We start from the raw sequence: 21,405 nt of genomic DNA on the forward strand, positions 1-21,405 counted from the left end.
TCGTGTTGTGCGCGACGTCCCACCAGTCTAGCTTTCCCAAGGTGAGATGTCAGCGATTGTCGCTGCCCATCCGCCACGGGCCTGCCACCGCGCGCGGGCCCCATGCCATCCGTCAATTTTGTGACCTTGGCATCGCACACTGCCGGAGGATACCGGCATGATCCCACACGCTTCACCTGAGTTCGTGCGCGATTCGCGCCTGGGATTTGACCGGGGCGCGTTTCTGGTGACACATCGCGCGCAATCGGCCGCGTCGCGCGAGTTCACGCAACTCTCCGAACGCGCGATCGAAATCGCGAACCAGATCGCGGTCACACTCGACACCGATCCGCCCGAGCTGCGGCGCGCGCCGGAACGCTGCGTCATCCAGCTTGGCCTTGTGGCCCTGACGCTGGCCTATCTGCGAGCGGGTGGCGAAGTGCAGGCTGGTGGCCAGTTGCTGGCCATCGTCTGGCACGGCGTCATCGCTCCACGCGGTGATCACGCACCAGAACGTGGGCCGCGCCATGCGCCGCCGCCGCCGAAGCCGGTGTGGGAAGAAACACACCTGGTATCGGCCGAAAACGAATCGGGGTGGAACTGGCACCCCTTCGGCTTTGAACGGGAAGGCTTCACGTCGTTGGAAACGGCGGAGCGCTGCGTCGAACAACTGCGCCTCGCGCTCGTGGATGTGCCGCCGGGGCCGCGCACGTTGCCGCCGCCGCGTTCGTCAGCGCGGATGCGCCGATAGCCTGTGGATATGCCGGTGACGATGAAGGCCGTGCAGATGGTGCGCGCGGGCGATCCGGTCGTGTCTCATGAGGTTCCGGTACCATCGCTGGGCCCCGACGACGTGCTGGTGCGCGTGCGGGCCGCCGGCATCTGTCACTCGGATGCACACTATCGGAGCGGTCGCTCACCAGCGCACCCGCTCCCGCTCACCCTCGGACATGAGATCGCCGGAGAAGTCGCGGCCGTCGGCTCGGATGTCACGACGCTGGCGATCGGCGCCCGGGTGGCGCTGCACTACCTCGTGATCTGCGGCGCCTGCGATGACTGCCTCGCCGGGCGCGAACAGTTCTGCCGGACCGGTCTCATGCTCGGCCACTACACCAATGGTGGCTGGGCCGAGTACATCGTGGTACCAGCGTGGAACGCCGTACCACTGCCCGATGCGGTGTCGTACGAGCATGGCGCGGTCATGATGTGTTCGTCTTCCACGTCGCTGCATGCGTTGCGCAAAGGACGGATGCAGCCCGGTGAATCGGTGCTTGTCATCGGCGCGGGGGGACTGGGCATGTCGGCCATTCAGTTGGCGACTCACCTGGGCGCGTCGCAGGTCATCGCCGTGGACCGGGATGCCAAAAAGCTCGCGCTGGCGGCGCAGTTTGGTGCAACGCCGGTGTCGGCGGCGGACCTCACCGTGGATCAGGTCGTGGCAGCCGTTCGTGATGCGTCGAACGGCCGCGGTGTGAATGTGGCCCTCGAACTGGTGGGCAGTGTCGACACGGTGCAGGTGTCCCTGAAGGCCCTCGCTCCCCTCGGCCGCGCTGCCGTGGTTGGGCTCAACAACGTCGCCGTGCCGGTGGACAGCTACCGCGACATCATTGGCCGCGAGGCAGAGCTGATCGGGTCAAACGATCACCTGCGCAGTGAGCTCGAGGAGCTGATGGCACTGGCCGCCGCAGGACACCTCGATCTGCGTCACGTCGTCACCAACACCGTGCCACTCGACGCCGACGCCATCAATGGGGTGCTCGACGCGCTCGATCGTCACGCCGCACCGGTGCGCACCGTTATTCTGCCGTAGATCGGGTGATGATATGCCGTCTCACGGTGCCGAACATCGCTACCGTGGCGGCAGCACAAATCCCTGATCGAGCAGATGATCGATGGGGAGAAAACGTGGCGTCGGCAGTGCATCCCACCGAAACCACTCCCAGCCATCGCACTTGTCCGGCTCCTGCACCACGGCCTCACCATGAGGCGCCTCGGCAATCACGAACAGCGTGACGTAGTGACGCCCGCGCTGCGTGCCTTGCGCAGGAAAGACATCGTTGGTCCAGGGACCGTCGTGCGTGTCCGTCAGCACGAGTCCCGTTTCTTCGAGGGTTTCCCGGCGCGCGCAGTCGTGCACCGACTCCCCCCACTCGAGATGGCCGCCCGGAAACTGCCATACGCCGTCGCCATGAGAGGTGCTGCGACGCCGGCCGAGCAGTACGCGATCGGCGCGGCGAATGATCACCGCCACCCCGATCCGGGGCTGCAGCGCACCGGCCGATTCAGTCACGTCCACGACGGCGAATCAGGCAGTACGACCAGCGGCCTCCGTTCACGCAGCGCACCTTCCATGTGCAGCAATGCGATGCCCACGCCCGCAGCCCCCTGCATGAAACCCGTCTGCGCAATGACGTCATCGGGGCTGGTCCGATTTTCCGCTTGCACCCACTTGAGTCCACCCGCGTCGGGTGTGGCACGCCGGATCACGTCGTCCATGACCCGCTGCGCAAACGCCAGATCATCGGCACTGCGCGTCGCCGCATGGCGCGCCACGAAATACTCGGCCACGCCACAATTGCCGCAACACTGCGAGATGTTGTTCCAGAAACCCGAGCGATCAGGATGTTGTTCCGGGACACCGCTCTCGACGATCGCCTTGGCCAGCGCTGGCTGATAACGACGCCACGTGGCATCACCGGTGAGACGCTCGAGCTGCCGGTACAAACGCCCGGTGCCGGCCGGTCCATGGCACCAGCTCAGGTAATACAGCGACTCATTGCCCGGTTCGGAGTGGAAGATCTTCCGTGCACCGCTTGGCGATGTGGTGGTGATGCCATCGAGATAGCGCGCACCCGACAACGCACCTTCACGAGCAGCCCGTTGCAGCGTCCGATCGTCAGCGAGCGCGGGATGCATGGCCAGGGTAGCCAGCGTATAGCTCACCCCCGCCGTACCGTGCGAGAAGTTGGGGTAGCGGCGGGGGGTCGACGACGAAATCGCCCACTTGGTTCCGTTGCCTTCACTGACGCCGGCGTCCAACAGTGAGCGCGCCGCCCCCCGCAACACCCGGCTGGAATCCCGCCATGGTGAGGCGGAAGCACGATCACGCGCTTGCAGCCACACCAGGGCCAGAGCGAGACCTGCGGTACCAGAAATGATATCCGTGGAATCCTGCCAGACGGCCGCCTCGCCTTTCCACGAGGCGCTGCCGCGCACACGTTCGGCGATCTGCGCGAGTGCCGTCTGACCGGCCGCAAACGGTGCGCGCTCCTGTACGAGCTGCAACACGTAGGCGATGCCCGTGAGCCCGGTATACAGGCCCGCTCCAGCGGCGCCCACTCCTTCCGGGGGCAACGCGGCGACCAGTGCGCGCGCACCGCTCTGCGCTTCACGCAGGTAGCGCGCGTCGCCCGTGGCGTGATGCAGTTCGAGATAGAACAGCACCACGCCGGGCATCCCCGAGTAGAGACTCTGGTCCACGACCTTGGGCTTGAGCGGATCCACCGGCCATCGCACAGTGTCCCCTTCGCGCTGCGCAACGCTGTTGAGCCATCGCTCGGCGGCCAGCGCCGCCGCCCGGTAGTCTTCGGCCGATGACGTCGCCGACAGCACAGCGCTAGACGCCGTGGACTCCGATGCCGCCAGCCATCGCGGAGCCGCCAGCAGACTGGAACCCATCAGCACGTGCTTCAACAATTCACGGCGTTCCATGCGTTGCCTCCACCACCACGTCGGTCCGTACCGAGTTGGCGATAAAACAGGATTCATGCGCCTCATGATGCGCGGCATCTTCTTCAGCAGCCGAGGGCGGGTCACCGGCAAATCGCACGGCGGGGCGCAACGTCACCCGTGACATCACCAGTTGTCCGCGCTCGTTCCTGGTCATCTCGCCCTGTGCTTCATCGAGATAGCTGTCGACGGTCCAGCCACGTTCGGCAGCGATGGACAGAAACCAGAGCATGTGGCACGACGACAGCGACGCGACAAAGGCTTCTTCCGGATCCACACCCGACGGATCGGAGAGCGGAATGCGTACGACCTGCGGCGAGGACGACGCGGGCACCACAGCCCCGCCATCGAAGCGCCACTGATGTGCGCGGCTGTAGCGATTGTCGGTGAATCGCGCCTCACCGCGCGACCACTCGATGGTGGCGGAGTAGAGATGAGCCATACGGTCACACTACTCCGCCGCCACCGAGTGCGCTACCGAATGTTCAGCGCCCGCTCGCGCCGCTCACCGGTTCCTTCAGCAGTCCCTCCACGATGGCTTCGTACTCGGCCACCAAAGTCTCGTGGTGCACCCCGCTCGCCTTGGCTGCAAAACCGGTGCGTACCGCCCGCACCGTGCCGTCACGTCCCAGGAAAAACGTGGCCGGCCAGGTGTTCAGATTCACGGCCTGCGGCAGCTTGGCGGTGACCTCCTTGGGCTCACCGGCCACCAGATAGGCATAGTCCACGTCGTAGCGCTTCACGAACGCCTTGAGGCGGGAGAGATCCTGCAGTTCTTCGGTCTCCTCGAAATCCAGCGCCACCACCTCCAGCCCCTGCTCGCGATACTTGCGATAGAGCGACGACAGGAACGGCGCTTCGTCGTGGCAGTTCGGGCACCAGGTGCCGGTGACATTCACGACCACCACTTTGCCCGCATACCGCGCATCGCGGTTCGTGACTCGCGCTCCACTCACGTCCTTGAAGTCGAAGGCGAAGGTCTCACGCGCATCACGCACGGAGGTGTGCGTCGCCACATCGGCCGGCTCGGCCAATCCGCGGGCCCGCGCGTCAGCGTCGCGCCATGCCACATACCGGCGTGCCGCACCACGCGGAGAACGCTGCACAATTGTCAGCGAACCATCAGCATTGGGTTCGACATCGATACGCCCAGGCCGCGTGCCATCGAAGTGTGACAACGCGAATCGTCCATCGGCAAACGTGCCGGTATGTGCGCCAGCGTCACCATCCACCCGCAGGATGGTAGCCGTCACATTGGCGCCCGACTGCTGCGCGACAAAACGCCACGCGCGTTCGCCCTTGGAGCTTTCTACGGGGAAGATCCAGGTGCCGGCAATCGACGGGGCCTTGCCCGACGCCGCCACACGCGCGCGACCGGGATGTGCGGTCACCCGCACCGAATCCCGCCGGCGCGGATTGCCGAACCATCCTTCGAAACCGTCTGCCGTGCGGGTGCCGCGCAACCGCGATGCCAGGTGGGCAAAGTCGACGATGACCGAATCACCGGTGTTCACCGTGCCTGCCGTTCCTCGGCCTTTCGGCACGACGCGCACCGATGTGGACGTGATCGAATCGGTGCCATTGTACAGCGCGAGTTGCACGGCGCGTGACGTACCGGTGGTGCTCCACGTGAGGGGGAAGACCACCGTGAGCGAATCGTAGTGCAACGTGCCTTCCCAACGTCCTGTCAGCGCTGACGGCGCCTGGGCGGCAAGTGTTGTGCCGTGCACGCCGAGCAATCCCGCTGCAACGGCCAGCACAGTCTTCGTGCGATGTGTCATGTGTTCACCGTGCGGCAAGCCGCGTTGAGAGTTCGATGGTCTTGGGGGGCAGGCAGAGCGTGTCGCTGCAAGCCTGGTAGCGCACGCGGACAACTGCTGTGGTGTTCGCTCCTTTCCCGGGCGTTGCCACGACAGGCACGGAGAACTGCGGCGCACCGCTATACCACTCCACGGGAATACCAAACGGCGACGTGGGCTGCCGTTCGGGCGCCGGCCCTTTCACCGCGCCGGCAATCGTCCAACCACTGGCGGCACCCGTCGGTGCAGGCACCGTCACACGCAGTGGAAACGGACCGTCCGGATCCTGGGTGAGCGAATAGACATGCCAACCCGGATCGATCCGGGCGCCAAGCTCCACAAACTGCGTATCACCACGCACGGCGCGCGTCACGCGCGTGATGGCCCACTTCACCCGTTCAGCGGGTTGTGTGGGCGGAAAAGAAACGCTGCTGCCGATCAGCAGCGCGATGGAGGCCAACACCGACATGAAACCACCATGATGGAGGTGAACACATGCGGGGGCCTGAATGAAAAACGCCCGCCCCTCGCATGAGGGGCGGGCGCCGAAGCCGTACTGTACGCGATCAGCAAGAGTGCGATGCGCGTACTAGCCCGAACAGACGGACGTCACCAAGCCCCCGACGTGCGGTGTGCGACAGCACACCACGCGACAGCGGGGACAACAACAGGTGACATCGCGATGCGACACGTGAGCGTGGGCTCGGGTGATCGACAGTCCGCTCGGCAACCACCGGTCGGATATCTTCACGCAGCGTAATGTGGCTTGTCACGCCGTGTCAAGCGGCATACGCCGAATTGTATGACGCCCCCCTTGACTTCACGGGCCGGTCGACACTAACCTCAAAAGAGCAACACCAAGCAACAAGACAACCGAAGACGCAGTTCGCTCCGTGGTCATTTGCCGCTATTGCCGCCACGCTAAACAAGGTGCTAAAACGCGAATACCCGGCACGCGCTGGGTTTTTTGTTTTGGGACCTCGTCTATTCACCCAGCTCACGAGGCCCAAGATGTGCGCTCCCGCTGTCACTGCCGCCGCCGATTCTGTTTTGCCCGAGGCCATCAGTGCCCCGTCCCGCCGCACGCGTGCCGTGCGGGTCGGGATCGACACTGACGTAGCCCATGGCGCCGTGGTGCCGCCATTGCATCTCTCGTCGAACTTCTCGTTCGCGGCCTTCGGAGAGAAGCGCCCGTTCGACTACACGCGCAGCGGCAATCCCACGCGGCAGATTCTCGCCGACGCGCTGGCCGAACTCGAAGAAGGACATGGCGCCGTCGTGACGTCCAGCGGCATGTCGGCCGTCACACTGGTCCTGCAACTCGTGCCAGCGGGCGGTAGCATCGTGTGCGCGCACGATTGTTACGGCGGCACCTGGCGCCTGCTGCAGTCGCTGGCCACACGGGGGCTTTTCACCCTGCATCTGGTCGACCTCACGCAGGACAGCGCGGTGGCACGCATCGAGGCGCTCGCTCCGTCGCTGGTGTGGATCGAAACGCCCAGCAACCCGCTGCTGCGCATCACCGACGTGCGAACGATCTGTGCCGCCGCGCAGCGCGCCGGCGCGCTCAGTGTCGTGGACAACACCTTCCTGTCACCGGCCCTGCAACGCCCGCTGACACTCGGTGCCGACATCGTGGTGCACTCCACCACCAAGTACCTGAATGGTCACAGCGATGTCGTGGGCGGTGCCGTCATTGCGCGCAACGAACAAATCATCGAACAACTGTCCTTCTGGGCCAACTGCCTGGGTGTCACCGGCGCCCCATTCGACAGCTATCTCACGCTCCGCGGGGTGCGCACGCTGTATCCCCGACTGGCGCTGCATGAGGCCAACGCGCAACTGATCGCGGAAGCCCTGGATGGCCATCCGGCCGTGCGTGCGGTGCACTATCCGGGCCTGCGCTCACACCCTGGACATGCACTTGCCGCGTCACAACAGGATGGCTTTGGCGCGATGCTGAGTTTCGAACTGGCGGGCGGATCGGACGCGGTGCGCGCACTCACGGCATCGTTGCGCTGTTTCACGCTGGCCGAATCGCTGGGCGGAGTGGAGAGCCTCATCGCTCACCCGGCCACCATGACACATGCCTCCATGGCACCGGAGGCCCGTGCCGTGGCGGGCATCACCGACGGTCTCGTGCGCCTGTCGGTGGGGATCGAACACGGGGAAGATCTGCGTGACGATCTGCTCTCTGGTCTCGATCGTGTGCTCAATACGGGCTGGGCGCGCTGAACGACACGCGCTGCTGCCATGCACCTGCTGGTGAGTGAGACAGTCCCACTCACCAGCAGGTGCTGATCATGCCGCCACGCCGACACGGCGGCGGGATATCGACCGCGCGTGCTGCTGGATGCTGCCATCGCGCCGCACCTGGAACTGACCAACGAGTGACGTGAGTTCCTGTGCCTGCCCGGCCAACTCTTCGGAAGCGCTCGCCGACTCCTCGGCATTGGCCGCGACATGCTGGGTCGTGCCATTGAGCTGATTGACGGCGACTTCGATCTGCAGGATGCCATCCGCCTGTTGCCCACTGGCATCAGCGACCTGCGTGATCGCTTCACCCACCGAATGCACGGTGCGGTCGATGACGTCGAGACGTTCGGCCACCCGGGCGTTGAGCGCGACGCCTTCCGCCGCAATCTGCTGCGAGCGTTCGATCAGATCGGTGGTGTTGCGCGCCGCTTCCGCAGAGCGCAACGCGAGGGCACGCACCTCATCGGCCACCACGGCAAATCCGCGTCCGGCATCGCCGGCCCGCGCAGCTTCAACGGCGGCATTGAGCGCGAGCAGATTGGTCTGGAACGCGATCTCGTCGATGCTCTTGACGATACGCGCGGTCTGACTCGCCGCATCCTGGATTTCGCGCACCGTCGTGGACAACCGCGCCATCTCCGTCGTGCCCTCCCGCGCAGCTTCCCGGGCGCTGTCCGACAACCGCCGCCCTTCGGCCGCGTACTCCGCGCTGACCTTGGCTTGTGCACTGAGTTCGGTCAGCGAGCTGCTGATCTCTTCCAGCGATGCCGCCTGCTCCGACGACCCGGAGGCGAGGGCCTGACTGCCGCTGGCGATCTGTGCACCGGCCGAGGAGACCTGCTGCGCGGCGCCTCCCACCTGCGCCATCGCTTCTTCGAGATTGTTCGCCGCCGTATCGATCGCCGTGGCCATCGCGGCAAATTCGCCACGATACTGCCCCTGCACCCGAGCCGTCAGCTCGCGTTCGGCGATGGCTTCCAGCGTGCGCCCGGCATCACGCATCGGTGCGACCACGGCATCGAGCAGCGCGTTCACTTCCAACGTGAGCTGTCGGTAGCCTCCCTGCAGCGAACCCGCGTCTGCGCGCGAGGTGAGATCACCATTGGATGCACTGCCCACCAGTGACGAGGTCTGCGTGATGAGCTGCCGGAGGACACTGCGACCATTCTGGATGGCCTCTCCAGCTTCACGGGCTTCCGACGCCATGGTGTCGAAGGTGCGCGCCACATCGCCGATCTCGTCGGTGCGCGTCAGGCCCAATCGCGGAGCCGGCACGGCGATATCCGTGGTCAGATCGCCCTGCGCGATCGCGGACCCCATACGACCAACGGCATTGATGGTCTGCTCACGCACGGCATTGGCCGCCTGCACCACGGCGTGAATGGCCCGACCGAGTCGGTTGGCAATCAGCAGCCCCAGTCCGAGGCCGGCCAGCACCGACGTGACAATGACCAGCACCATGAAGTTCCGGCTCGAGCGATACAGCGCATCGGCTTCCACGCTGGCCGTCGCCGCATTGGCCGTCTTCATGTCCGACAGGAGCGTCATGAGCGTGTCGGCATGTGTGGCACGCGGGTTCAATTCGCTCTTGAGCAGCTCCACCGACGTCCGCTGCTGCGCCATGGGTTCGGCCAGCGTCGCTACCTGCACCTGCTTGTAGACGCGGAGATAGTCCTCGGCGGCAGCGCGCACCTGCGCCAGAGCCGCCTGACCGGCGGGTGTGTAGAATCGGGTGCCGGCGCTGTCGAGTTGCTCGAGGAGCACGATGCGTGCGTCTTCACCGGACTTGAGCGCGGCCTGCCGTTCCTCTTCGGACGTGGCCAGCACGAGGGCGCGGATGGAGCGGCCCAGATACACGAGGTTGATGTTCGCTTCCTTCACGAACGACAACCCGAGCAGTTCCTTGTTGTAGATGGTTCGGCTGGATTCACTCAGCTTCGCCATGTTGCTGATGCCCACCAGGCCGACCAGGGCCGTCAGTGTGGACAAGACGGTGAACGAGACCAACAGTTTGGTGCGGAGCTTCCAGTTGTCGAAGGCGGTCAGCATGGATGGCGGTTTCAACGAACGTCGGCCGTGCACTGAGCGGCGTGCTGCCGAACACATGATGAAGATCAGTATCGTCCGTCCGATGACCGACTTGATGGGTCTTTTCTCTCCTGTGATCCCCGGTGACGAGAGGCGCCAACAGAGTGGCAACTGGGGACTTTGTCTTGTCGACTATCGCATTCATGGGTAGGCTTTCCTCAGTCGTTCCCTCCTCCCCGCGCTGCGCCCATAGGCCCGCGCCTCCCCATCGTTCCCAAGTGCCATGACTCAGGCCCGCTACGCTGCCATCACCGGATGGGGGGAGGGACTTCCGCCCGCCATCCTGACCAACGAGGATCTCTCCACTTTTCTCGACACGTCGGACGAGTGGATCGTGCAGCGCACGGGCATGCAGGAACGTCGGATCTCGCATGTCTCTGCCATCGACATGGCCACGCTGGCCTCACGCCGTGCCCTGGCCTGTGCCGATCTCGATGCGGGAGCGCTGGAACTCATCGTCTACGGTAGTTGCAGCAACGACGAACAAGTGCCCAACTGCGCCTCCGGCGTGCAGATCGCACTGGGGGCGACTCGCGCGGCGTCGATGGATGTGAATACCGCGTGCACCAGCTTTCTCTACGGGCTGTCGACGGCCACGGCGATGATCCAGACCGGTGTGGTCAAGAACGCCCTGGTGATCGGCGTGGAACTGATCAGCCAGTTCATGGACTGGAGCAATCGCAACGTGGCGGTGCTGTTTGGCGATGGCGCGGCCGCTGTGGTACTGCAGGCGAGCGAAACGCCAGGCGGCGTGATCGGCACCGTCCTGGGGTGTGATGCTGAAGGGCGACAGACGCTGCGCGTACGTGGCATGGGGTGTGACTATGCCCGTGGCGCGCTGACCTATGGCGACACCATCTGGGACTTCGACGGACAGGCGATCTTCAAGCGCGCCGTGCATGGCATGAGCAATGCTTGCGCGCGGGTGCTCAGCGAGGCCGGGGTCGATGCGCAGGACATCGACCTGCTGGTTCCGCACCAGGCGAACCTGCGCATCATCGAATCGGTGGCGAAGTACGCCGGTGTCTCGATGGAACGCGTCATGCTCACCGTGCAGCGATACGGCAACATGAGCGCGGCCACCGTGCCCGTTGCATTGGTGGACGCGCTACGCGAAGGGCGCGTCAAGCCGGGCAGCCTGCTGCTCATGCCGGGCTTTGGTGGGGGACTGACGTATGGCGCACTACTGGTGCGCTGGGGCGATCGTGTGACGCCGCTCCGGGAAAGTGATGCCACCTTCCCGCCGGTGGAGCAGTCGGCACTCGACATGGTGAACGCCATCCGGCAGCGTCAGGATCCGCATGGCCGCTCACGCGAAGCGCTCTACGCCCCGCAGTTCATCGAAACCCATCTGCCCACGTGATATCGCCGTGTGAGATCGCGGTGATCTCACACGGTGCTCTGGGTCTCTCAGGCTCCCACCGTCGGCACCCAAAGCGTGAACGTGGTGCCGACACCGGGGGCACTCTGCACGGCCAACGTGCCTCCGGCTTCGCGCACCACCCGATCCACCAGCGACAAACCGAGCCCCGAGCCACCACGATGTGCACGGGTGGTGAAGTGCGCTTCGAAGATCCGCCCGCGCGTGGCCTCGTCCATGCCCACGCCATTGTCCTGCACTTGCAGCTCGATGCCTCGCACCCCTCCGGCGTCGACATCCGCGGTGCGCAGATGGAGCGTGCCACCACTGGGCATCGCGTCGCGTGCGTTGAGCGACAGATTGATCACCGCCTGCTCGAGCTGCAGACGACTCGCCGCCGGCTTGTTACGGGCGCCGTCCTCCACGACCAGCGTGATGCGCCGTCCAACCAAGGCCCGCAGCAGGTGCGTCATCCGATCGAGCCCGAAGGGCGCGGCGCCGTCTTCGTCTTCCACCTGCTGACGACCCATGGCCAGCAGGGTGCGCACGGTGGCAGAGGCCTGTGCACCAACCGTCCGGATGTCACTGACGACACGACGCGTTTCATCATCCAGCTCGTGGCCGTCCAGCATGTCGGCGCTGGACGTCATCACCTGCACCACATTGGCGATGTCGTGGGCCATGCCGGCCGCCATGGCCGCCACCAGTTCACCACGCTGCAACAATTCGGCTTCGCGCTGCGCCGCCAGCATGGCCTGCTGACGCGACGCCAGCGCCACCTGGGCATCGCGATAGATGCGCACCGTCTGATCCACCACGCCCGCACAGAACCACAGGCCGGAGAACATGATCAGCATCGTGACACCGCGATCCAGCCAAGGCAGATCCGACTCGGCCGTTGATGTGGCGTGCATGCCGTACGCATTGAGAGCGAGGCCCACGAGCACCATCACAATGAAAAAGAGCAGCAGACTGATGGCCGTCTTCCGGCGGAAGAACAACACCGTCAGTGTGAGCGTGACCGCAACGCCGGTGGCACTGGTGGCGCGTGGCCCACTGAGCAACAGACCAATGGCGGTGCCGATCGACGCGAGAATCACCGCACTGCCGGCACGCGCCATCGCCGATCGATGTGGTGAGGGCAACAGCAGCCAGCCCACCATCGGAATCAGCAAATAAAGCACATAGGGCAGCGAAAACCGTCCCCCTTGCAGCCATCGCACGAGGATGCTGGCGGCAAAGGCGGGGGTCCACACCCACAACACAATACGGGCAAGGAGCAATACGGCCGATTCACGTGTGGCCGCCAGAGGACCTTCCACCTCTGACGGCCAATGCCCATCATCCCCAGAGGAGACGATCAGGGCCACGGAAGCGTGATCACCGGATAGCGCGGACGCAATTCCGGCTTGTCATTGCCATCGAGGAAGCGCTGGATGTCATGGCGAGCCGCCACGACATGTGCAGCGGCGGCCGCATCACCCGCCCCTGCTGCGCCCGCGAGGCGTGTCTGCAGTTGCCGCACATGCGTGAGCGCCGTAGCGCGCACGTCCGGCATGGCACGCACATCGCCCGCGAGATCGAGCAGCACATCGAGTGTGGCACGCTGGGAGGCGCGCAACACGGCCCGTTCCGCAGCGGCGGTGGGGACGGCGGCCCCCCAGGTGCGCGACACGATCGTGCGCATCACCTCATCGAGTGTGAGCGCCTGTGGGTCACGGGCGGCAAACAGCACCACGCGAGCCGCACGATCACGGTCAAGCAGGTAGCCAACGACCTCGTTGGCCAATCCACCGGCCAGCGTGATGGCATCGAATGCCGGGCCACCGCTGCCTTCGATCCACGTCTGATCGGTGTTGAATCCCGGCGGCGGCGGCGGGATCAGCTTCTGCACCCGCTCAGGTACCGTGAGTTCTGCCGGTGCGAGTGCGTCGAGTGCCAGCTTGAGCGCGCGGCGCTGATCGGCAGCCGGCAATACGCGGGTGGGCACCTGTCCGTCGCCACGCAGGGCAAAGCTGAAGTCCATGCCGCCCACATACTTGCTCACCCCTTCGAGTGAGTAGCGGTGATGCAGGTACACGTGCGCAAACCGCATGTTGAGCAACGCCAGCGGCTCACCGGGCTGGATGGCCCGTTCGTCGAACTTGTCCATCAGGACGCGGCGCACCTTGCTGCTACGGGTGACGGCATCGAACATGGTGGCGCCTTCATCCCAGCGCGTGACTTCGGGGATGGACCCATTGGCATTGGCGTACGTGTCGTTGATGAAGCGCACGTTACGCGTTATGCCATCCTTCATGATGGCCGCCAGCCCCGACTTCTCGGCGTTGACATCCGGATACCAAGTGTATCCCAGCTTGATGGACAGCGAATCCCAGGCACCGGGTCCGGTACGGAAGGCATCCCGCAGATCCACACCACCATTCGCATCGAGCGTGATGAGCGGGAAGGGATAGTCCATCACACTGGAGCGACCCTGAGAGGACGCGATGTAGTTGTGCGACAGGCCGATCGTGTGGCCGATTTCATGCGCCGCGTGCTGACGACGGCGTGCCATCGCAAACGATTCCGCGCTCACATTCGGACCTGCCGTCCCAAACGCCGGCACCGTGCCGGCCCAGATGTTGTAATCGATGAGCGAGCGCCAGGCGTCCATACGCACCACGGCGCGAATGATCTCGCCCGTACGTGGATCGGAGTAGCTCGGCCCCACGCTGGGGCCTGGCCCGGTGCGGTGCACCCACATCAGCATGGAATAGCGGGCATCCATCGGGTCGGCACCAGCCGGTAGATCGAGCACGCGGAACGCATTGCGGAACCCGGCGGCTTCGAAGACTTTGGCCCACCAGTTCCCACCCTCGCGCATCGCCTCGCGATACGGTGCCGGAATGCCGGGATCGAGATAGTAGGTGATCGGCGTGACCGGCTCCACCACTTCGCCACGCGCGTAGGCGGCCGGATCCTTCGGCACGAGGCGCCAGCGGTTGATGAAACCCGACCGGTAGTCACCGTCGAAGCCTTCCGAGAGATCGGCGAACTGCGTGCCGCCATAGCCGAAACGCGGATCGTAGTCACGCGGACGGAACCCGTCCCGCTCAGGCAGTACGACCAGCGAATGATGCTCCTCGAAGGTCAGTGCGCGCGCATCAGGCACGGTGCGCTGCAAGGCCCGATTGGGCTGATCGGCCACGAACGTCAACACCGCATGCACTTCGGCGTTCTTCGGGAAGCCCTTGGTGCGTTCGGCGTCGAGATAGCTGCGCGCCGGATCCACACGATACGGGCCGCCACCAGCCCCGCCCTGCCCGCGCAAGCCATCGGCAACACCGTAGGCATCCGCGAGGAACAGCGAGGTGGCATCGACGGTGAGCACACCAGCGTTGTCGCTCTCCACCGGGAACGACGCGACGATGGAGCGCGGAAATCCTTCCCGTGCGGCGCGTTGGTTGGCCGCATCACCAGCGGGCGCGCGCACCGAATAGTTGTCGCGCACCATCAGCACACGATTGCCACGGCGCTCGAGGCGCACGATGCCACTGGAGCCCGTGTTGCCGCGGTCGAGGCTTCCTGTCCCCAATCCGGTGGCGAGCGTGACCTGATGCAGGAAGTCCCGATTCAACTGAGCGGCCGGAATCTCCAGCAGCGCGCGGTTGCGGGTGTCGTCCACGCGGACGCGGAGAAACGGCTCATCGGACTGTGCGCCGGCGGGCGCCGCGGCTGCGATGGCCAGCAGCGCGCCGGCGGGTATCGAGCGGAGGGCGGTGCGGAACAGAGACATGACCATTCGGTTCGAGGGAGGGAACGTCTGCGGCCATAGCCTAACGATTGTAACGGCCCGCGGCGAGAGTGAGAACGCACTCGATCGTCACGAATCGGTCGTCCGCCCACGCCAGAATGGCGACCGGATGCCGACCGGCTCGTTGCGGCGGCGTTACCGGTCTGTCGTCGGTCTGGCGAGCACGGCCGATAGCGTGGGACACACGATGGCATGCGTCGACGGGCACCGCTCGTGGCGCCTGCCTGCGGCGTCGGCTTGCAGCACTGGCTCCGGCATCCTCCGACAGTGCACGCCGCATCGTGTCCTCCACATCTCGAGATCCTCGTGACTTCCGAACCGTTCATGCCACGCCGCCACGGGTGGTTGCCGGGCATGTGGCGTCTGGTGCACGTCGCCATGACGCTCCTGCTTTTTGCGACCACTGTGCCGAGTGAGACCCTCCAGGCCCAGAGTGCCACCAGCGTAACGGGACTCGTACGCGACGAAACCGGCGCTCCGGTCGCCAACGCCCAGTTGCGCATTGTGGGCCAGGAGCGCGGCGGCCAGACCGACGAGCGAGGCCGCTTTGTCATCCAGAACGTGACACCGGGCGAACACACGCTGGAAGTGCGTCGCATCGGATTTGCCGTCAAGCGTTTGCCGATCACGGTACGTGCCGGCACCAACGAAGTACCGGTGGCCCTCGAACACTCTGCCCTCGCCCTCGATGGCGTCGTCGTGACCGGTCAGGGCGGTGAGATGGAACGCCGTCGCCTCTCCACCAACGTCGATGTCATTTCGCGCGACGAAATCGAGGCCTCACCCACCACGCGACTCGACCAACTGCTGCAAACCAAGTTGCCCGGCGCACAGATCCGCATGACCTCGGGCCAGCCCGGCACCACGTCGCTGATCCGGACCCGCGGCATCAATTCGGTGAGCACGAATTCCACGCCGGTCATCTACGTGGACGGTGTACGTGTGGACAACCTCAATACACCGGCCACACTGGGCATGAATGTGTCGGGTGGCGCGCACCAGGGCACGGCCACCAGCGCCCTGGCCGACATCCCGCTCGACAACATCGAGCGCATCGAACACATCCCGGGCGGCGCCGCCACCACGCTGTACGGATCCGATGCTGCCAATGGTGTGATCCAGATCTTCACCCGTCGCGGTGTCGCAGGCCCCACGCGGGCGAACATCGAAGTGGAGACGGGGATGGAAACCCCGCAGACACAGTTTCAGTTCTTCAATCGCACGCGCGATCTGCTGTACCGCAACGGTGCGACGCAGAAATACAGCGCCGGCGTGGAAGGTGGCACCGGCGGCTTCACCTACAGCATCTCCGGTAGCGCGCGCGCATCACAGAGCCACCGCGTCGAAGGCGAGAACAACGCCTTGTCGTTCCGCTCGGGCTTCGGCGCGGAAATGGGACGCAGTGGCCGATACCAGGGTTCGTTGTCGTACAACCAGGACGCGTACCCGCGTTTCCGGAATGGCAACTCCGGCGGATACAACTCGATCTGGTTCGTGGAAGGCGGACGGTCCAACGCCTTCGGCTTCAATCCAAACATCGACCAACTCGGCGATTCGGCCTGGCGTGCCCTGCAGGGGTTTGTGTCGAAGGCGGAAGCGTTGCAGGACAACTCCGTGCGTGTGCGCCGCTTCACCACCTCACACGGATTCACCATCGAGCCAATGACCGGGCTGTCGGTGAAGGCCAACGTGGGCATCGATCAGCGCCTCACGCATGAACGGGCCATCACCACCAACGAGTTCCTGATTCACACGAAACAGGTCGCCGTCGGCACGTCCGATCGTGGCACCATCCAGAACTACGATCGCACGTTCCAGGGGCTCACGGGTGAGCTCACGGCGCAACATCGGTACGACCGCGGCGCAGTATCGATCGTGTCGGCCGTTGGCGGGCAGCTCTTCCGCAACGACGACGAACAGGTTGCATACACCGCCACCAATGTGCGCGATGGCGCGCAGACGGTCACCGGTGCCGGCACCACCACGGGCGCGGACGCCACGTTGCGTGTGGCCAACTACGGCCTGTACGGCCAGACCAACATCGGCCTGAGCGACAAGTATTTCCTCGAGTTGGGCGTGCGGGCCGACCAGAACACCGCATTCGGTTCGACGGTGGGGGCGCAGTACTACCCGAAGGTCGGCCTCGTGTACGAACTCACGCAGGAATCGTGGGTGCGCAGCGTGGTGAGTGAGCGGTGGCTGCCCAAGTTCCGCCTGCGCGGCAACTACGGCGTGGCTGGCAACTTCCCGCGTCCCTTCGCCAACGATCAGACGATCAACTTCTCGTCGCTGGGCGGCGCTCTTGCCGCCACGTTTGGTCAGCCGGGTGATGCCAGCCTGCGCCCGGAGCGGACCAGCACGTTCGAAGGCGGTTTCGATGCGAGCCTATTGTCGGACCGTGCCACGGTGAGCCTCACCGTCTACAAGTCGCGTACCGACGACGCCCTGCTCAACGCACCGTCGGCTCCATCGTCGGGACAGACGGCGCAGCTACGCAACGTGGGCGTGATCGAGAATCGCGGCATCGAACTGCGCTCCTCGGTCGTGCCGTGGTCGGGCCCGTCCGGTCGTCTCACACTCACCGGTTCGCTCAACACGCTCAAGAACAAGATGGTGAGCACGGGCAACACCCCGGTGTTCAATCTCGGCGGCTTGAGTGAGCGCACCATTCAGGCGGTGGTGGAAGCGGGACAGCCGGTGGGCTACCTGCGCGGCACGAAGGCCACGTTCAATGCCGACGGCACCGTGGCAAAAATCGAGCAGCTTCAGTACCTCGGCAAGCCGCACCCCGATGCGTTTGGCTCGATGTCGGCGCAGCTCCGACTGGGCAGCCGTTTCACGATCAACGCCGACGGCGATTACCAGTTCGGCGCGTCGTCGCACTCGTTCGATCGTCACTTCCGCTTCCAGTACGGTCTGCCGGAAACGATCGTGCCCGCAGCCGCGGTGAAGGCGGCCGGTGGCCCGGCCAATATCTGGCTCGACGTATTCAACCTGTTCGTCGAGAAGACCGATTTTGTGAAGCTGCGGAACGTATCGGTGGAATACCGCCTGCCCGATCGCTTCATCCCGCGTGGTGCACGCTCGGCCCGCATCAGCTTCGCCGCCAACAACCTGCTCACCTGGGCCGCTTCGAGCTTCGATCCGGAAGTGGACCTCTCTGGCGCCATCGGCCAGGGCGGCGCGGCCGTGGGCGGTTTCAACTACTCCACCGACTCCGCGGCGCGCAGCTTCCTGCTGTCGATCGGCGTGGGCTTCTGATCATGACACCACTCTCTGCCATTCCGACCACCTCGCGTCGCCTCCTGTGCGGCGCGACGGCTGCGGCCGCCCTGCTGCTCTCGGCCTGCGATCAGTTCAATCCGACCGGGGTCGAAAACCCCAACGTCACCAACAATGCGTTTCTGCGCACGCCGGATGCATCGAAGATCTGGGTGAAGGGCGTTGAGCGCACGTACCTGTCCACGATCAACTCGCTGATGGCGAACGTGGAGATCGTGTCGGACAACTACTTCAACAACTACACCACGCAGAACAAGGTTTTTGACCAGCCGCGTATCGACAATCAGGATCTCGACGTGCGGTCGATGTTCATCGATCTCGCCCGCCTGCGGGAAAGTGCCACCTACGGCATCGATGTGGTGCTGCCGGCCGACACCCTGAACCGGGTGCGCAACGAAGCGGACCTGCTGTTCTATCGCGCGATGGCCTCCATCTGGGCGGGTGAGTACTTCGCGGGCATGCCGGCCGTGGCGCTCGGACCGATCGTCGATGGGCCGGGCCACCTGCGCCTCGCCATCGATGATCTCAAGCGCGCCCGCACGCTCTACACCGACGTCGCGCTGCGCAATGCGTGCACGGCAGCACTGGCTCGTGCGTACTACCGCCTGGGCGATCGAGCCAATGCCACCACCGAAGCCACGGCACTGCTCGCGGCCGCACCGTCATTCCTGCGCAACGCCACGTTCGACGGCATCACCGGCCCGTCCAACTCGTTCCAGGGGTTGATCACCGGCTCCACGAACAACTATCAGCCACTCCCCCGTCTCGACTTCCTCGACCCCAAGTACCCGAACCGCGGGGCGCAGGTGCAAAGCCCCCTGGCGGTGCTGAAAGCCGAAGAAGCCCATGCGATCCTGGCCGAAGCGGCGCTGGCCACCAGCGACGTGACGACCGCCCGCACGCGTCTCCGGGCACTGCTCACACTCATCCAGTCACGTCCCACGGAACTGGTGGATTCCCGTACGCAGAATCGCGGGCGTTCCGGCGGCACGGTCATCTACCCCGACAGCACCGACTACCGCGTGGCGTTCTCCCCGGGCGCGCCGTTCCAGTCCGGCTTTGTGCTCTACCGCCGTGGCGCAACCGTGCGCGTGGCCACAGTTTCGGGCACGTCGGTGACCGCTGAGCGGATCGACCAGATCACCAGCGCGAACGATGGCTACTACGTGCTGTATCTCATGCGGCAGGAGATGTTCTTCGCTGAAGGCCGGCGTTCCACCGATATCGGCCTGCGATTCCCGGTGCCGTTTGCCGAGGCGCAGGTGAACACGAACATCTCGATGAGTGCACCGTACATGTCCGGTGTGATTCCGTCGTTCCTGCCTACCAACCTGGGCATGGACAGCTTCGTGATGAGCACCACGGCCCGCACCGTGGAAATCCGCAACGACGTCAACGCCATCCTCGTGGCCAACCGCACGTCGCCGCTCATCATGCCGTTCAAGAACTGATCCCCACGTCTTCCACTTCATCAGGCTCTGCGCATGACCGACCCCACGATCTCCCGGCGTCTGTTTCTTGGTGCCACTGTCGCTTCCGGCGCCGCCCTGCTGCGTTCTCCGCAGCCCGCGTCGATCTGGTCGGCGCGCGGATTGCTCGAGGGAGCACCGGGGATCGTGACCTCGGAGCGCTTGCGACCGGTGTTGCCGGGCGGTGTGCAGACCGGCGACGTGCTGCATGACCGCGCGATTCTCTGGGGGCGCGTGGATCGGCCAGCCCAGTGCCTGGTGGAGTGGTCCACGTCGGAGAAGTTCACCAACGTGCGACGGGTAAAAGGTGGTGTGACCAACGCAGCGTCGGCCTTCACATCACATCTCGACGTGACAGGCCTGCCCCCCGGTCAAACCATTCACTATCGCATGCAGTACGAAAGTGCGGACTCGCCGGGTGCGTTCAGCGAACCGGTGATCGGCAGTCTCCGCACCCCTCAGCGCCCCGATGCGCGCGGCAACGTACGCCCCGTACGCATTGCCTGGTCGGGCGACATGGTCGGCCAGGGATGGGGCATCGACGAAGCGCGGGGTGGTCTGCGCATTTACGACGCCCTGCGCCGGGCCGAGCCCGATGTGTTCGTGCACTCGGGTGACAACATCTACGCCGATCAGCCCCTGCTGGCTGAAGTGAAGCTCGACGACGGTACGATCTGGAAGAACGTCGTCACCGAAGCCAAGTCGAAGGTGGCCGAAACCCTCGACGAGTTCCGAGGCTGTTTTGCGTACAACATGCTCGATCCGCATGCACAGAAGTTCGGATCCAGCGTGCCGCTCATCACCCAGTGGGATGATCACGAGGTGGTGGACAACTGGTTCCACGATCTGGTGCTGCAGAACGACACGCGTTTCACCGAAAAGCGCGTGCGCGTGCTGGCCGAGCGGGCCAAGCAGGCGGTGTTCGAGTTCCTGCCCATCCGGCGCCATGCCGTGGAGCGGGATCGCATCTATCGCTCGTTCTCGTATGGGCCACTGGTCGAGATCTTCGTGGTGGACCTGCGCAGCTATCGCGGCGCCAACTCGGGCAACAAACAGACGGAGCTCAATGCGGCGTCCTCCATTCTTGGCCCTGATCAGTTCAAGTGGCTGGAGCAAGGGCTCAAGAACAGCCGCGCCACGTGGAAGGTCGTGGCCTGCGACATGCCGATCGGCCTGATCGTCCCCGATCGCATGCGCAACGGTGAGCGCAACTACGAGGCCATTGCCAACGCCGACAACGGCGTGCCACTCGGGCGGGAACTCGAGATTGCGCAGTTGTTGCGCTCACTCAAGGCAGGCAACGTCCGCAATGTGGTGTGGGTGACGGCCGACGTACACTATGCCGCCGCGCACCACTATGCCCCGGACCGCGCAGCCTTCACCGAGTTCAATCCGTTCTGGGAACTCGTGGCGGGCCCGATGCATTCCGGCACCTTTGGCCCGAATCAACTGGATGGCACTTTTGGCCCCGAAGTGCGGTTTGCGAGCCCCGCCCCAAAGCCGAACCGTCCGCCCAGCGACAATATGCAGTTCTACGGCACGCTCGATGTGGATCCGCGCACACGCGCACTCACGGCCGGTCTGTGGGATGTGACCGGCAAGCGCCTCTGGAGCATCGAGATGCCGGACGAAACCGCGCGATAAGCT

The 21,405-nt window shown here is 64.8% G+C and carries 15 protein-coding genes; 7 read left to right on the forward strand and 8 right to left on the reverse strand.

Annotated features, from left to right (window positions below):
* The first annotated feature begins 157 nt into the window (after positions 1–157).
* Positions 158–730, forward strand: coding sequence for a hypothetical protein (locus GAU_RS16150; protein ID WP_015894971.1), 573 nt, complete (start codon positions 158–160; stop codon positions 728–730).
* Between the two features lie 9 nt (positions 731–739).
* On the forward strand, positions 740–1,789 hold the full coding sequence (locus GAU_RS16155; protein WP_197526000.1) for a zinc-binding dehydrogenase: 1,050 nt from the start codon (positions 740–742) through the stop codon (positions 1,787–1,789).
* Positions 1,790–1,828: 39 nt separating this feature from the next.
* Here the strand turns inward: GAU_RS16155 and GAU_RS16160 are convergent, their stop codons facing one another.
* Genes GAU_RS16160 through GAU_RS16180 form a run of 5 tightly spaced genes read right to left on the reverse strand, consistent with a single transcriptional unit; the run spans position 1,829 to position 5,976 of the window.
* Positions 1,829–2,275 (reverse strand): nucleotide triphosphate diphosphatase NUDT15, encoded by a 447-nt coding sequence (locus GAU_RS16160; protein ID WP_015894973.1) that lies wholly within the window; start codon positions 2,273–2,275, stop codon positions 1,829–1,831.
* Positions 2,266–3,690 carry a lanthionine synthetase LanC family protein gene (locus GAU_RS16165; RefSeq protein WP_015894974.1) on the reverse strand — a complete coding sequence of 475 codons (1,425 nt, stop codon included), beginning with the start codon at positions 3,688–3,690 and terminating at the stop codon, positions 2,266–2,268. Before GAU_RS16165 ends, GAU_RS16160 begins: the two co-directional genes overlap by 10 nt.
* Complete coding sequence (locus tag GAU_RS16170; protein WP_015894975.1) at positions 3,677–4,150, reverse strand: OsmC family protein; 474 nt, start codon at positions 4,148–4,150, stop codon at positions 3,677–3,679. The genes GAU_RS16165 and GAU_RS16170 overlap by 14 nt, the downstream gene beginning before the upstream one ends.
* A 43-nt stretch (positions 4,151–4,193) precedes the next feature.
* The gene (locus GAU_RS16175) at positions 4,194–5,489 is read right to left on the reverse strand and encodes a TlpA family protein disulfide reductase (protein ID WP_041265616.1); all 1,296 of its coding nucleotides are present in this window, start codon (positions 5,487–5,489) and stop codon (positions 4,194–4,196) included.
* Positions 5,490–5,493: 4 nt separating this feature from the next.
* Positions 5,494–5,976 (reverse strand): protein-disulfide reductase DsbD domain-containing protein, encoded by a 483-nt coding sequence (locus GAU_RS16180; RefSeq protein ID WP_015894977.1) that lies wholly within the window; start codon positions 5,974–5,976, stop codon positions 5,494–5,496.
* Positions 5,977–6,518: 542 nt separating this feature from the next.
* On the opposite strand from GAU_RS16180, the gene metB reads away from it, so the two are divergent.
* Positions 6,519–7,742, forward strand: a complete 1,224-nt coding sequence (gene metB, locus GAU_RS16185; RefSeq protein ID WP_197526001.1) for a cystathionine gamma-synthase — start codon at positions 6,519–6,521, stop codon at positions 7,740–7,742.
* A 66-nt stretch (positions 7,743–7,808) separates the two neighbouring features.
* Here the strand turns inward: metB and GAU_RS21255 are convergent, their stop codons facing one another.
* On the reverse strand, positions 7,809–9,812 hold the full coding sequence (locus GAU_RS21255; RefSeq protein WP_052574502.1) for a HAMP domain-containing methyl-accepting chemotaxis protein: 2,004 nt from the start codon (positions 9,810–9,812) through the stop codon (positions 7,809–7,811).
* Positions 9,813–10,074: 262 nt separating this feature from the next.
* Between GAU_RS21255 and GAU_RS16200 the strand changes: the two genes are divergently transcribed.
* On the forward strand, positions 10,075–11,214 hold the full coding sequence (locus GAU_RS16200) for a ketoacyl-ACP synthase III (protein ID WP_015894980.1): 1,140 nt from the start codon (positions 10,075–10,077) through the stop codon (positions 11,212–11,214).
* 47 nt (positions 11,215–11,261) lie between these two features.
* On the opposite strand, the gene GAU_RS16205 is transcribed toward GAU_RS16200, so the two are convergent.
* Both GAU_RS16205 and GAU_RS16210 read right to left on the reverse strand, forming a co-directional pair.
* Positions 11,262–12,581 carry a sensor histidine kinase gene (locus GAU_RS16205; protein WP_041265618.1) on the reverse strand — a complete coding sequence of 440 codons (1,320 nt, stop codon included), beginning with the start codon at positions 12,579–12,581 and terminating at the stop codon, positions 11,262–11,264.
* Positions 12,572–14,995 (reverse strand): zinc-dependent metalloprotease, encoded by a 2,424-nt coding sequence (locus GAU_RS16210; protein ID WP_052574503.1) that lies wholly within the window; start codon positions 14,993–14,995, stop codon positions 12,572–12,574. Before GAU_RS16210 ends, GAU_RS16205 begins: the two co-directional genes overlap by 10 nt.
* 318 nt (positions 14,996–15,313) lie before the next feature.
* On the opposite strand from GAU_RS16210, the gene GAU_RS16215 reads away from it, so the two are divergent.
* Genes GAU_RS16215 through GAU_RS16225 form a run of 3 tightly spaced genes read left to right on the forward strand, consistent with a single transcriptional unit; the run spans position 15,314 to position 21,402 of the window.
* Positions 15,314–18,268, forward strand: coding sequence for a TonB-dependent receptor domain-containing protein (locus GAU_RS16215; RefSeq protein ID WP_169307713.1), 2,955 nt, complete (start codon positions 15,314–15,316; stop codon positions 18,266–18,268).
* 2 nt (positions 18,269–18,270) lie between these two features.
* Positions 18,271–19,740, forward strand: coding sequence for a hypothetical protein (locus GAU_RS16220; RefSeq protein ID WP_015894984.1), 1,470 nt, complete (start codon positions 18,271–18,273; stop codon positions 19,738–19,740).
* Between the two features lie 33 nt (positions 19,741–19,773).
* Positions 19,774–21,402: an alkaline phosphatase D family protein gene (locus GAU_RS16225; RefSeq protein ID WP_015894985.1), complete on the forward strand. Its 1,629-nt coding sequence runs from the start codon at positions 19,774–19,776 to the stop codon at positions 21,400–21,402.
* The last annotated feature ends 3 nt before the right edge of the window (positions 21,403–21,405 follow it).

Origin of the sequence: Gemmatimonas aurantiaca T-27 (genome assembly GCF_000010305.1) — a bacterium.
GTDB classification, from domain to species: Bacteria; Gemmatimonadota; Gemmatimonadetes; order Gemmatimonadales; family Gemmatimonadaceae; genus Gemmatimonas; species Gemmatimonas aurantiaca.

What these genes read in the sequence shown, in the direction of transcription:
- GAU_RS16210 (WP_052574503.1), bottom strand. Translation starts at nt 14,995, where the DNA reads ATGGTCATGTCTCTGTTCCGCACCGCCCTCCGCTCGATACCCGCCGGC.
- GAU_RS16175 (WP_041265616.1), bottom strand. Translation starts at nt 5,489, where the DNA reads ATGACACATCGCACGAAGACTGTGCTGGCCGTTGCAGCGGGATTGCTC.
- GAU_RS16220 (WP_015894984.1), top strand. Translation starts at nt 18,271, where the DNA reads ATGACACCACTCTCTGCCATTCCGACCACCTCGCGTCGCCTCCTGTGC.
- GAU_RS21255 (WP_052574502.1), bottom strand. Translation starts at nt 9,812, where the DNA reads ATGCTGACCGCCTTCGACAACTGGAAGCTCCGCACCAAACTGTTGGTC.
- GAU_RS16200 (WP_015894980.1), top strand. Translation starts at nt 10,075, where the DNA reads ATGACTCAGGCCCGCTACGCTGCCATCACCGGATGGGGGGAGGGACTT.
- GAU_RS16155 (WP_197526000.1), top strand. Translation starts at nt 740, where the DNA reads ATGCCGGTGACGATGAAGGCCGTGCAGATGGTGCGCGCGGGCGATCCG.
- GAU_RS16165 (WP_015894974.1), bottom strand. Translation starts at nt 3,690, where the DNA reads ATGGAACGCCGTGAATTGTTGAAGCACGTGCTGATGGGTTCCAGTCTG.
- GAU_RS16170 (WP_015894975.1), bottom strand. Translation starts at nt 4,150, where the DNA reads ATGGCTCATCTCTACTCCGCCACCATCGAGTGGTCGCGCGGTGAGGCG.
- GAU_RS16180 (WP_015894977.1), bottom strand. Translation starts at nt 5,976, where the DNA reads ATGTCGGTGTTGGCCTCCATCGCGCTGCTGATCGGCAGCAGCGTTTCT.
- GAU_RS16150 (WP_015894971.1), top strand. Translation starts at nt 158, where the DNA reads ATGATCCCACACGCTTCACCTGAGTTCGTGCGCGATTCGCGCCTGGGA.
- metB (WP_197526001.1), top strand. Translation starts at nt 6,519, where the DNA reads ATGTGCGCTCCCGCTGTCACTGCCGCCGCCGATTCTGTTTTGCCCGAG.
- GAU_RS16225 (WP_015894985.1), top strand. Translation starts at nt 19,774, where the DNA reads ATGACCGACCCCACGATCTCCCGGCGTCTGTTTCTTGGTGCCACTGTC.